General features: G+C 42.2%; 8 protein-coding genes and 2 pseudogenes. 9 read left to right on the forward strand and 1 reads right to left on the reverse strand.

Annotated elements, in window-relative coordinates:
* Nucleotides 1-115 precede the first annotated feature (115 nt).
* On the reverse strand, nt 116-778 hold the full coding sequence (locus tag QT327_RS19505; protein ID WP_149105300.1) for a YceH family protein: 663 nt from the start codon (nt 776-778) through the stop codon (nt 116-118).
* A gap of 47 nt (nt 779-825) precedes the next feature.
* Here QT327_RS19505 and ispG point away from each other — a divergent pair, with 47 nt between their 5' ends.
* From ispG to QT327_RS19550, 9 genes and pseudogenes are all read left to right on the forward strand, one after another.
* Nucleotides 826-2838 carry a (E)-4-hydroxy-3-methylbut-2-enyl-diphosphate synthase gene (gene ispG / locus QT327_RS19510; RefSeq protein WP_210421302.1) on the forward strand — a complete coding sequence of 671 codons (2013 nt, stop codon included), beginning with the start codon at nt 826-828 and terminating at the stop codon, nt 2836-2838.
* A gap of 100 nt (nt 2839-2938) precedes the next feature.
* Nucleotides 2939-4674, forward strand: a pseudogene (locus QT327_RS19515) (thiamine pyrophosphate-dependent enzyme).
* Nucleotides 4675-5106: 432 nt separating this feature from the next.
* Nucleotides 5107-6201 carry an NADH-quinone oxidoreductase subunit NuoH gene (gene nuoH / locus QT327_RS19520; RefSeq protein WP_130856369.1) on the forward strand — a complete coding sequence of 365 codons (1095 nt, stop codon included), beginning with the start codon at nt 5107-5109 and terminating at the stop codon, nt 6199-6201.
* Between the two features lie 361 nt (nt 6202-6562).
* Complete coding sequence (locus QT327_RS19525) at nt 6563-7126, forward strand: 4Fe-4S binding protein (protein WP_013665484.1); 564 nt, start codon at nt 6563-6565, stop codon at nt 7124-7126.
* Nucleotides 7123-7674 carry an NADH-quinone oxidoreductase subunit J family protein gene (locus QT327_RS19530; protein ID WP_013665485.1) on the forward strand — a complete coding sequence of 184 codons (552 nt, stop codon included), beginning with the start codon at nt 7123-7125 and terminating at the stop codon, nt 7672-7674. The genes QT327_RS19525 and QT327_RS19530 overlap by 4 nt, the downstream gene beginning before the upstream one ends.
* Complete coding sequence (nuoK, locus tag QT327_RS19535; protein ID WP_013665486.1) at nt 7671-7976, forward strand: NADH-quinone oxidoreductase subunit NuoK; 306 nt, start codon at nt 7671-7673, stop codon at nt 7974-7976. The genes QT327_RS19530 and nuoK overlap by 4 nt, the downstream gene beginning before the upstream one ends.
* Nucleotides 7976-10033 carry an NADH-quinone oxidoreductase subunit L gene (gene nuoL / locus QT327_RS19540; protein WP_149105301.1) on the forward strand — a complete coding sequence of 686 codons (2058 nt, stop codon included), beginning with the start codon at nt 7976-7978 and terminating at the stop codon, nt 10031-10033. Before nuoK ends, nuoL begins: the two co-directional genes overlap by 1 nt.
* Nucleotides 10034-10042: 9 nt before the next feature.
* Nucleotides 10043-11647, forward strand: coding sequence for a complex I subunit 4 family protein (locus QT327_RS19545; protein WP_013665488.1), 1605 nt, complete (start codon nt 10043-10045; stop codon nt 11645-11647).
* Between the two features lie 479 nt (nt 11648-12126).
* Nucleotides 12127-13145: pseudogene (locus QT327_RS19550) on the forward strand (NADH-quinone oxidoreductase subunit N).
* The last annotated feature ends 144 nt before the right edge of the window (nt 13146-13289 follow it).

Raw genomic sequence — 13289 nt, forward strand, 5'->3', positions numbered from 1 at the left:
TAGGGAGCTCATGAGTGCCGAAAAAGCAAACACTTACGAATAATTGGCTAATTGTCACATTGGCTATTCACTATTTTCCTACTTAACAACTAACTACTCCCTATTTAACTGCTCCCTAATAAAGCTCCTTCATTAACTTTTCAAATGCCTCTTTTAATTCTTCAAGTTCTTGTTCTACCTTGGCTAAGCGAGCTTCCAACATGCCTGTATCTTGGATGTTTATAGCAGACACTTCATTGAATTCACTGCTTTCAAAATCAGGCATGCCACCAAAAAGATGCATATAACGAACCTCTTTTTGTCCGGGTCTCTTGGGAACTTGAATAATCATGGCAGGCAGTTCCGCTTCTTGGCTTAACTTATCTAGATACTCCTGAATTTCTGCCAATGATTCAAATTCGTAAAGCCGGCCGGAATTACTGTTGATCTCGCCAACGGTTAGCGGACCTCTTAAAAGCAGAAGACATAAAATAGCTACTTCGGCGGGTATAATCGGATATAGAACACTTAAGGTATGTCTGTATTTAATGGTGCGGCTGGTGCCTCCGGTAGCCGTAGCAACTAAACCTTTCTTCCGCAAAGAATCCAATGCCGCTATAACGGTGTCGTCGTCATATTGCACGACAGGCTTCCGCGATGATTTTTGATTGCAAGCCGCTGTCAAACTGTTTAATGTTAGCGGATAATATTCGGGTGTCGTTTTGCTTTTTTCCATTAAAGAACCCAATACCCGCTGTTCTTCATTAGTTAATATAGGTAAGGTAATCTGTTGTTCCATGGCTAAAGATAGGAAAATTACCTAACTTTGTGCAACACATACAGGTTATGGATTTAACGAAGAAATTAACGCTCCCCGGAAAATATTGTGAATCGTTGACGCATTATAAGCGTTGGCTTACACGAGAGGTACAAATCGGCGATGTTCCGATGGGAGGTACGCATCCAATCCGCATTCAAAGTATGACAACGGTGGATACGATGGATACCAAGGGCTCTGTTGAACAGACGTTACGAATGGTGGAGGCCGGTTGCGAGTATGTGCGGATCACGGCTCCCAGTATCAAGGAAGCGCAAAACTTAGCTGAGATAAAAAAAGAGCTACTCAAAAGAGGGTGCAAAGTCCCACTGGTCGCAGACATTCATTTTACGCCAAATGCGGCAGAAGTAGCAGCGCGTATTGTTGAAAAGGTACGGGTGAACCCCGGAAATTATGCTGATAAGAAGAAATTTGACCAGCTGACTTACACCGATGCAGCCTATCAGGCAGAGCTAGAGAGAATCTATACCAAGTTTGCTCCTTTGGTAAAAATCTGTAAGGAGTATGGTACCGCCATGCGAATCGGTACAAATCACGGTTCTTTATCGGATCGAATCATGAGTCATTATGGCGATACGCCCGAAGGTATGGTGGAGTCTGCACTCGAGTTTATCCGCATCTGTGAAGATCTTCATTATTACAACCTCGTCATTTCAATGAAATCAAGTAACCCGCAGGTGATGGTACAAGCGTATCGTTTGCTCGTGGAAAAGATGGTGGCCGAAGGGATGAACTATCCCTTACATTTAGGTGTCACAGAAGCGGGCGATGGAGAGGATGGGAGAATCAAATCGGCCGTAGGGATCGGTACCTTATTGGAAGATGGACTTGGAGACACGGTGAGGGTATCGTTAACAGAAGAGCCGGAATTGGAGGCACCGGTGGCTAGAGCATTAGTAAACCGTTACGTAAAACGTGCAGAACAAGTGTTGGAGATCAATTATTCACAAGAAATTGTAACTAATTCGAAACTTATCGTAGAAAACTTGGGCAGCCGACATGAAACGAAAGAGGTGAATGCCTTTATCGGCGGATCAATGGTCCCCCGTGTGGTGGCTGACTTATCTAACAAGCGATTGATAGACCCTATGGTATTAAAGGATATCGGATATATATACGACCCCCTGTTGGATAAATATCATATGGGTGATCAATCCGTTGATTTTGTTTTTTTTGGTGATAATTTGCCCTCCTTTACCATGCCGGGAAACTTAAAACAGGTTTACAACTTTGCCACCTGGTTGGGTTTAACGAATAAAGAGAATGCGCATCCATTATATACACTCCATGATTATATAAATGCTAGTGAACGTGATACCAATCTTAATTTGGTGCGCATTTTTCACGATGACTTAGAAAGCGAAGCGTTCGAAAATTTACCGATGGATCAAACCCTGGTTTTTGTTTTGGAGACAAGACAGCTGCATGGTATGGCCGATCAACGGGAATTTTTTGTAAAGCTAAGGAGTTGGGGACTGGAGATGCCGGTTATTGTGAAGCGATCTTATGATCCGGTAGAATTTAGCGGACCGGTAGGCGATATGATGAGTCCTGAAGAACCTATTTCTAAACTGCAATTATATGCTGCAACTGATTTAGGAGGGCTCTTGATAGATGGAATGGGCAATGGTATATGGATTGATGCAGCTTCCATTCCAATCGATAAGCTTGCATCCGCGTCGTTTGCTATCTTGCAGGCAACGCGTTCGAGAATTTCAAAAACTGAATATATTTCCTGTCCAAGTTGTGGTCGCACTTTATTCGATTTACAGGAAACCACGCAAATGATCAGGAGCCGAACGAATCATCTGAAAGGATTAAAGATAGCCATTATGGGCTGTATTGTAAATGGTCCGGGTGAAATGGCCGATGCAGACTACGGTTATGTGGGTGCAGGGCCTGATAGGGTGACACTCTATCGGGGAAAAGAGGTTGTGAAGAAAAACGTGCAGTCTGCAGATGCTTTGAATGAGCTGATAGAAATTATCCGAGCTGACGGCAATTGGGTTGAATTTGCTTAATTTTAATCGTCTATTATACACTCAAAACTATCGCTGCCCAAACTAATAAGCCAATGTGTTGTTATTACTAGATCTTACTAACAACCTTAAATTTTTTATCATGGCAAAAAAAGTGGCAGATCAGCTAGTTGAAACCCTTTGGGACGCAGGAGTTAAACGTATTTATGCAGTTACGGGCGACAGCCTAAATGAGGTAAATGATGCCGTACGAAGAAACGGCAAGATGCAATGGGTACATGTTCGCCACGAAGAAGCAGGAGCATATGCCGCAGCTGCGGAAGCTGAGTTGAATGGTGTCGCTTGTTGCGCGGGCAGCAGCGGTCCGGGACATGTACATCTCATTAATGGCCTATATGATGCTAATCGATCAGGGGCTCCGGTCTTAGCGATTGCGTCAACTATGCATACCGACGAAATGGGTTCTGATTACTTTCAGGAAACAAATACAATTAAGCTATTCGACGATTGCAGTGTTTACAATCAGATAGCTACGACGCCGAAACAATTTCCGAGAATGCTTCAGGCAGCCTTACAACATGCCTATAGTAAAAAAGGTGTGGCGGTTATTGGTATGCCTGGTGATGTAGCCATGGAAGATGCTGCTGATATATTGACGGAAACTAGCTTGTTAAAACAAAGGCCCGTAGTACGTCCAAATGACGAAGAATTACAAAGTCTCGCGCAATTGTTGAATCAACATCAACGAATTACCCTTTTTGTGGTATTGGTTGTAAAGAAGCCCATGACGAGGTAGTGGCTTTAGCAAAGAAATTAAATGCACCAGTTGGTTATTCGTTTCGAGGTAAGATGTATGTGCAATACGACAATCCGAATGAAGTCGGAATGACCGGACTTTTGGGGTTGCCGTCGGCCTACCATGCCATGCACGAATCAGATCTGCTTGTATTATTGGGAACCGATTTTCCGTATAAAGACTTTATGCCGGAAAGCTGCGGTATTATTCAAATTGATGAAAAGCCGGAACGGCTGGGACGTAGGGCTAAGCTCAAAATGGGACTAATGGGCGATATTAAACATACCTTGCAAGCACTGTTGCCACTATTGGACCAAAATCAAGATGATAGTTTTTTACGAGCGCAATTGAAGCTTTATGAAAAAGTAAAAGAGACGCAGCAGACTTATGTGAACGACAGAGGGAAAAAGGATAATATATCACCCGAATATTTAGCTCATACGATTGATAAGTTAGCCACAGATGATGCAATATTCACGGTTGACACCGGCATGAGCTGTGTTTGGGGAGCACGATTTATACAAGCTACCGCTAACCGCGAATTACTTGGTTCATTTAATCACGGTTCGATGGCCAATGCTATGCCGCAGGCTATTGGTGCCGCCTTTGCCCGGCCTAATCAACAGGTGATCGCATTTTGTGGTGACGGCGGACTATCAATGTTATTAGGTGATTTAGCTACGATTGTTCAGTATAATCTTCCAATAAAAGTAATTGTGTTCGACAATCGTTCACTGGGTATGGTAAAGTTGGAAATGGAAGTGGCTGGCTTGCCCGATTGGCAAACAGATATGTACAATCCGGATTTTGCAACGGTTGCCATGGCGATGGGTATGAAGGGAATATGCATCGATGAACCGGATAAGGTAGAGCAGGGCATTAAGGAGGCGTTGGCTTATCAAGGACCCGTATTGGTGCACGCAAAAACGAATCCGAACTCGTTGGCAATGCCGCCGAAGATAGAATTCTCTCAGATGAAGGGTTATGCCATTACAATGGGAAAAATGATACTCAATGGACGAATGGATGAAGTGCTTGATACCGTTAAGAGCAATTATAAGCATTTGAAGGAGCTTTATTAGGGAGCAGTTAATGGGGAATAGTTAAATAGGGAGTAGTTAAGTTGTTAAGTAGGAAAATCGTGAATAGCTAGTGTGATAACCGAACGAAGTCAGTTCATTAAAGCCTTGAAAGTAATTAGACAGTGAATAATAAGCCAATGTGATAATAGTTGCAGTAACACAGGCAGTAGCAGCGGTACGCCTACAGCTTAGAGCTTATAGCTTACGGCCTTATAGTAGCAGAAGCCCTACTTAAAACCTATAACTTAAAACTTATAACCGGCTAGGGTAATTCGGTACGCCTACAGCTTATAGCTTACCGCCTTATACCGGTATCTGCAACTCATAACCACGCTCAGCTCTACAGAATAAGTAGTTATTAGAATCATTCAAAATAAGTTTATTTTCCATTTAGTATTTTCATGCTTAATCATTAAGTTTGCATTTATTACAATTAGTGCAAATTTTGTCTTGAGTTTTTACATCATATATATTCTGGTTGCCATTCTGTTGTTTACTTTCTTAGCTGGGTTTACGCTTTTTGCCGTGTATGCCGAGCGCAAAGTAGCAGGCTTTGTGCAAGATCGACTGGGTCCTATGGAAACCGGTAAATTTGGCAGCTTGCAGACGATTGCCGATATTCTTAAACTTTTGCAAAAGGAGTTTATAACACCTGCTAGCGGCGATAAGGTGTTGTTTGCAGCTGCTCCGGTTATTGTATTCGTTGCGGTATACCTAGGTTTCGCAGCTATGCCTTGGGCGCCAAATGTGGCACCGGCAGCACTCAATTTGGGATTGTTTTATGTAATTGCGATCATATCAGTAGAGGCTATTGGGGTGCTGATGGCGGGATGGGGTTCTAATAACAAGTTTTCTTTATTGGGATCGCTCCGCGCAGTTGCACAGATCGTTTCTTATGAAATACCGGCGGGTTTAGCCTTAATTGCTGCAGTCATGATAACGCAGACACTGGATATGCAGGAGATGACCATTAATCAAGGAATATTAACAAATGAACGTCTACTTTTCCTTGGTTTTTGGGATGTAAGTGAAATAGGTGGTTTTTTTGCGTGGAATATCTTTCAAGCACCTCATCTAATATTAGCTTACATCATTTATTTTGTCGCTTCGTTGGCTGAGTGTAATCGGGCCCCTTTCGATATTCCGGAAGCGGAATCGGAACTGGTATCGGGTTACCATACGGAATATGGAGGCTTACGCTTTGCCTTCTTCTTTCTGGCCGAATATTGTTTGATGTTTTTGGTATCCATGATTGGCGTAGTGCTTTTTTTGGGCGGATGGAACACACCACTGCCAAATATAGGAGCCTTGAAATTGGCAGCTTGGACAACGGGAATAGTATGGGGGATTGTTTGGGTGTTACTGAAAACCTTAACAATTGTTGGCATTCAGATTTTAATTAGATGGACGCTCCCCCGATTACGTGTGGATCAATTGATGAGTTTATCTTGGAAGGTATTAACACCGTTGGCCTTTTTATGTATGGCAATATCCGGTATCTGGCGAATTTTGGTTATGGTCGGTTAGTAGTTAACCGGTTGAGTAGAGTTTTATTAGTATTGAATGATGCCTGCCTGCCGGTAGGCAGGAATTATAAATGATGAACGATGAATATGGTTGAATAGTTGATTAGTCAATTTGAGAATTAGCCGATTATTCGTAAGTGTTTGCTTTTTTCAGTACTCATGAGCTCCCTACGGTCGGTTAGTCAATGTGATGATGGGGTTTGTGTAGCTTAAAGCTTATTCATATGGCCTATAGCCTTATAAATTGCCAATTCCGTGATAGGGGAAGAGCTTGTGCGACTGAAAGCCAATAGCTGAAAATGAGTGAATGATGAACGAACAGCTTAAAGCTTAGTGCTTATAGCTTACAGCTAAGAAGAAATATGTTAAAAAGAACTTTACATGCGTTTGGAACAGCACTTAAGGGGTTAAGTATTACTCTTAAGCATTTTTTTGCTGCGCGCAAGGCACGTAAAGAATTGGATATCAAACAGGAAAATTATTTTGAAAAACAAGAAGGGGTTACCACTATTCAATACCCTAAACAGGAAATACCGATACCGGAAGTTGCCCGATACCAATTAGATGTTGAGATTGATGATTGCATTGTCTGTGACCTTTGTGCCAAAGCTTGTCCGGTAGACTGCATCAGCATCGAAGCGATTAAGGCGACAGAGGCCATCGGAAAGACTTCTGACGGAAGTGTGAAGCGCTTATATGCGGCTAAATTCGATATCGATATGGCCAAGTGCATGTATTGTGGTTTGTGCACCGTCGTGTGTCCAACAGAATGTATCACCATGACTGATAATTACGATCGGAGCTTTTCAAATTTATCGGACCTGATTTATCAGTTTTCGGAGATGACGGACGAAGAAATCGAAGAAAAGCGGGCCGAATTGGCGCGTTTTCAAGCTGAAAAGGAGGCGGCAAAACGGAAGTCATGAATATAAATCTACTTCTATTCTATGTGTTGGCTTTCACTGCCGTAGGATCTGCTATACTGATTGTTTCGATGAAGAATCTAGTACGAAGCCTGTTTCTTTTTTTTGTAACCCTGTTTGCCGTTGCGGGACTTTACGTGTTTGCGCTTGCTGATTTTGTGGCTGTTACACAGGTAATCGTGTATGTTGGCGGCGTACTGGTATTGATGCTCTTTGCTTTTATGCTATCAAATAAAGTGCTGTTAAATGATTTGCAGTCAGGGTTTAAGGGGGTATTTTCCATACCTTCCTGGCAGGCTGGAATGGTTTCTCTTGCGCTGTTTACAGTTCTGTTGACAGTAGTATGGCAAGTGGCGACTAACCAACCGCAATGGATAACGGATGCGAAGGAAAAGCAACTGCTAATACAACATCATGACAATACAATACATCATTTAGGAATCAATCTTATGACTCGCTTCATATTACCTTTTGAAGTAGTTTCGATATTTTTAATGATGGCATTAATGGGCGCTGCTCACCTGGCGAGGAAGGAGAAGCGACTACAGTGATAAGCCTAAGCCATTTCCTAATCGTCAGTGCCTTATTGTTTTCCACCGGAATGTATGCTGTTCTCGCAAAGAAGAATGCTATCTTGGTATTGGTTGGTATCGAATTGATGATCAATGCCGCGGTATTGAATTTAGTGGCATTTGGAAGGTATGATGGTACATTTTATGGGGGGCAAACTTTTGCTTTATTTGCCATTGTTTTGGCTGCTGCTGCCGTGGCTGTCGCGCTGGCTATTATATTGAACGTATATAAACACTATAAAAGCATTAACCCTGACGATATTAACGATTTAAAAGATTAATGGAGCAACTAAATCAGCTATCGATACCTGTTTTGGCGGCACTGATTGTGCTGTCAGCTCCGCTCTTTTCTTTTTTTGTTTCGGCTATTGCCGGCAAGCGGCTGCGAACCGGAGTGCCTGCTACCGTGGCTATCTCCGTCAGCTTGGTAGCCGCTGTTTTTGTATTTGTTAGGGTTTGGAATAGGGAACAAATCCATGAACAGCTTTCTTGGTTTCAAATTGGCAACAATACTTTTAGCGCAGGTATACTGTTAAATAACTTATCGGCCATCATGTTGTTGCTGGTTTGTGTTATTGCACTGCCGGTTCATATATATTCTATGAAGTATATGAAAGATGACCCCGGTATTCATCGGTATTGGCTGTACTTAAGCCTCTTTTGCTTTGCCATGTTAGGACTGGTGATGGCGGATAGCTTGCTACTGATGTACATAGGATGGGAATTGGTTGGCTTTGCCTCATACTTGTTAATTGGTTTTTGGTTTACGAAACCGGCTGCCATTAAGGCTAATAAGAAGGCCTTTCTCATTAATAGGATTGGTGATTTAGGTTTTCTAGTAGGCATAGCGATTATTTATACCCAATTTCAAACACTGGATTTAGTCGCTCTTTTTGGAGATCGAGGAATGGTCAGGGAAGCTTTAAACAATGGGCTCCAATGGACATATGACGAACATACCATGCCAGCTATCTGGTTGACGGTCGCAGGAGGAGCGTTTTTTCTTGGAGCAATGGCTAAATCGGCCCAATTTCCATTTCATATTTGGTTGCCGGATGCCATGGAGGGCCCTACCTCCGTTTCTTCCCTAATCCATGCGGCTACCATGGTTGCTGCGGGTGTTTTCATGCTGGTGCGAATAGCTCCCCTTTTCGACGATCAAGTGCTTTTGCTGATCGGCTCGGTTGGTGCTTTTACTGCGCTAATGGCGGCCACAATTGCGTTGACCCAGCAGGACATAAAAAAAATCCTGGCTTTCTCAACCATTTCACAACTCGGTTTTATGATGGTGGCCATTGGTATTGGTCAATTTGGCGTCGCTATCTTTCATCTTGTGACACACGCTTTTTTTAAGTGCTTACTTTTCCTTTCTGCAGGAGCAGTCATACATGAGATGCAACATTTGAAGGCAAAACATAACCTTACGATAGATCCACAGGATATTCGGAATATGGGCGGATTAAAGAAATATATGCCGCAGACTTTTCGATTGACCTTGGTAGCTGCGCTTGCTTTGGCAGGTCTACCTTTGACGGCAGGTTATCTATCAAAAGACGCTATCCTGATATTTTCTTTTGAGTGGTCTGAGTGGCAAGTTGCTTGGTGGAAGCTGATACCAATATCGTTGTTAATTACCAGTGCGCTAACTGCTTTCTATATCGCTAGGTTGGTTTTCAAGGTCTTTTACGGTGAGCTGCGGCTTGAAGAAAATAATAAAAATGTATACCAGCCTCATGAAGCGCCTAAGATTATGCTGTTTCCTATGTTGTTTCTGGGCTTGTGTTCGCTATTTCCACTGTTTTCATACAATCCGTTAATTTTTGAAGATACTTGGCTGATCAAAGGTTTTGAGTTGCCGGAAACGTTGGAAAGAGTCAATATATATCATACAGTAATTCCTGCAGCAGTTAACGGGCTGGCTATTGTAATGATTTTCATAGCTTGGAGGTGGTATGCAAAAGGAAGATATCCAAAAGTAGGTCTTCAGGGGCCTTTGTACCGGTTTTCCTTTTCTCAATGGTATCTAAATCTAATCTATGAAAAAGGATTGGTGAAACCTCTGCTTGGTCTTTCAAAGATTTTATATGCGATAGATCGTGTCGTAATTGACGGCGTTGTAGGAGCGGCTACAGGCTTTATACGTTCGCTTGCCAATTTTGCACAATGGCTTGATCGCTACTTCGTGGACGCTATTGTTAATGGTTTGGGAAAAGGCGCTTTTTTAATGGGAGGAGTATTACGTGGCTCCAGAAAGGGGAAAATACAATACTATATATTTAGTATGTTTTTAGTTTTATTAATTGTGTTATTTGTTGGATTAAAAGTTTTTAATCCTTAACCTGAAAATATGAGCTTATTGTCTGTCTTAATCTTCTTGCCCCTATGTGCTGCTCTGTTTGTATTGCTGATACCTACGGCATATAAAACGATATATAAGTATATAGCGGTAAGCATAAGTGTAATACAGCTATTGCTTGCCGCTTATATGTACGCTTCCTTTGATGGGAAGTTACCTGGGGTTTCCGCTTTGGAGAGTTATCAGTTTGTGGAAAAACTTCCATGGATCAGGCTGGAGCTGGGTAGTTTAGGAAGCTTGGAGGTCGACTATTTCGTTGGCGTGGATGGCTTTTCCGTGCTGTTTTTGTTTCTTACCGCTCTGGTTATGCTGATAGCGGTAATCGCTTCATGGAAAATCGATAAGCAACTGAAGGGATTCTTCTCCCTCTTATTACTGCTAAATACCGCAGTTATGGGCGTTTTTGTTGCGCTTGATTTTTTCCTGTTTTACGTGTTTTACGAAGTCATGCTACTACCTCTGTATTTTCTTATCGGTATTTGGGGCGGGGTAAGGAGAGAATATGCGGCTATTAAGTTCTTTTTGTATACCTTATTTGGATCAGTTTTCATGTTGCTGGTCATGGTAGGCTTATATTTTTCGGTTACCGACCCCGTCACCGGCAATCATACCTTCAATTTGTTACACATGATGGATGATAAGAACTACGTCGATGGTGCTCTATTCTCCTGGATCGGTAACTATCAGTTGTTCGGAATATCGGCTCGACTACTCGGATTTATTATCCTCTTCATCGCTTTTGCAATTAAGGTTCCTATCGTGCCGCTGCATACGTGGTTGCCTGATGCGCACGTAGAGGCACCAACTCCAATATCTATTATACTGGCCGGCATATTGTTGAAGGTGGGAGGCTATGGCATCATCAGGATATGCTATAGTATATTTCCTGATATTGCGTTCAACGGTTCGTGGTGGATAGGTTTGATCGGTGTAGTCTCAATCATTTATGGGGCACTGAACGCGTTGGCGCAGCAAGACCTGAAAAGGTTGGTAGCCTATTCTTCCGTTTCTCATATGGGATTTGTACTCTTGGGACTTGCATCATTGACACCGGAAGGGATTAGTGGGGCAATGTTTCAAATGATCAGCCATGGATTTTTGTCCGCGATGTTGTTTTTTCTCGTGGGGGTTTTGTATGATCGCGTGCACGATCGGATGATCTATAATTTTAGAGGTTTGGCCTCTATCATGCCAAAATACACGGCTTTCGTGGCGATCGCTTTTTTTGCATCATTAGGACTTCCTGGTTTTTCTGCTTTTATCGCTGAAGCTTTTACGATTATTGGCGCGTTTAACGCTGAGAGCGTTAATGGTCTTCTACCTAGGTGGATGGCTATTGGTGGAGCGGTAGGTATTCTATTAAGCGCCGCTTATTTTTTGTGGACTTTGCAACGTATGTTTTTTGGGCATACGCGTCTAAAGGGAGGAAGCCAATGGGAGGCTGCATTGACGGATGTTGGTCGGCGAGAAACGTGGGCACTGGTTCCAATGGTTCTATTAGCCTTGTTATTTGGCATTATGCCATCCCTTGTTTTTGACAAGATAAATGCTTCCGTACTTTCTTTAATCGAACTGGTCAGTCGCGTAAATCATTAGTGTTGTTTATGAGAGCGTATATTCCGCAAATCAGTAATTTGTTAAATGGCGTTTGGGAAGGGTTGCCTTTCCTTTTGCCCGAATTTATATTGACGATTACTTTTCTCATGACTATTTTCTCAGGCATTGCACAGAAGGAAAAATCCACGCTTACTTGGTGTTTTACTTTCATAGGTATAACCCTGGCTGGTATTACCGCAGTTATGCAGCGCTTTTCTCCTGCTGTTGAACCCGTTTTTTTCGGAATGATTCTACCGGATACGCATGGAGCAACACTCAAAGCACTTGTTAGTGTAGTTTGCTTACTGTTTTGTGTGTTCGTGTATTATAATCAGCCGCTGAGAAAGCACCCAAAGAAAATAGATGATTTACTGAGCGTACTGTTGGCGATTCATATTGGCTTAAATTTAATGGTTGTTGCTGTGAATTGGCTGATGGCTTATATAACAATAGAAATGGTATCCATAGGTTCCTATATTATGGTGGCTTATTTATCGAGGAATAATAAGCAGAGTGAGGCCGCCATGAAATATGTTTTGTTCGGCACGGTTTGCTCAGCGATTATGCTGTATGGACTTTCTTTTTTTTATGGATATACCGGAAGTCTCAATTTCGTTGACCCGAAACATTTAGCCAGCTTGACGAGCATGCCGCTCCCCGTGTTTATCGTTGCCGCACTTTTTGTATTAACGGGTATCGGGTTTAAACTATCCTTGTTCCTTTTCACTTTTGGAGTCCGGATGTTTATCAGGGAGCAGCTACACCGGTGACCGCTTTTTTGTCAACGGCTCCAAAAGTAGGTGCAATTATGCTTTTAGGACGCTTTGTTTTAGCTTGGTCTCAAAGCACAGTAGCATTACCGATGCCGCTGTTTTATCTGTTGGCTGTCGTCGCTATAATTAGTATGCTTTTAGGGAATCTAGTGGCGATTAGACAAAGTAATATGAAGCGGATGATGGCTTATTCATCCATTGGACACACAGGTTTTCTGGTTATGATTATATTAACGGATGCTGAGCGTTCATTTCCGATTCTTTTTTTCTTTTTGGTTTCTTATGTGGTAATGAATATGGGCGTGTTTATGCTTGCCGATTATTTGGAAGAAAAGTTTGGTTTTACGGAAATTACGCAATACGAAGGACTTGGGAGATCAAATCCGTTAATTATGGGCGTGTTAACCTTATTTATGGTGTCACTCGTCGGCTTACCACCGACAGTAGGTTTCGTCGCTAAATTGCTTACCTTTTCGGCTGTACTTAATGCCTATGAAAGCAACGCAAATCCGGCTTGGCTATTTCTATTGATTACCGGGGCCATTACTACTGTTGTAGCCTTATTCTTTTATTTCAAGATTCCCCTACAAGCTTTTCTAAAAAATACAAACATGGAACCGAAGCAGTCAGGAACAATGAACGGCTTGCTTATTGTAGCCTTTCTTTTATGCTTGTTAACGCTTCTGTTTGGAATATTCCCCGCTTTTCTGCTTGATTTACTTTAAAACTAGCGTTTTTGATTTTTGGTTAAATAAGTAGTTGGCAAGCATTCCGGTCCCTGCGTATGACTAGTTAATCGATTTTAAACCGCTCTCTTTTTTCATTGTTTTCTCCACTTTCTTTTTTGTTCTTTTTTATTTGTCTGTTTT

This window comes from Olivibacter sp. 47 (assembly GCF_030372825.1).
Lineage (GTDB): Bacteria > Bacteroidota > Bacteroidia > Sphingobacteriales > Sphingobacteriaceae > Olivibacter > Olivibacter oleidegradans.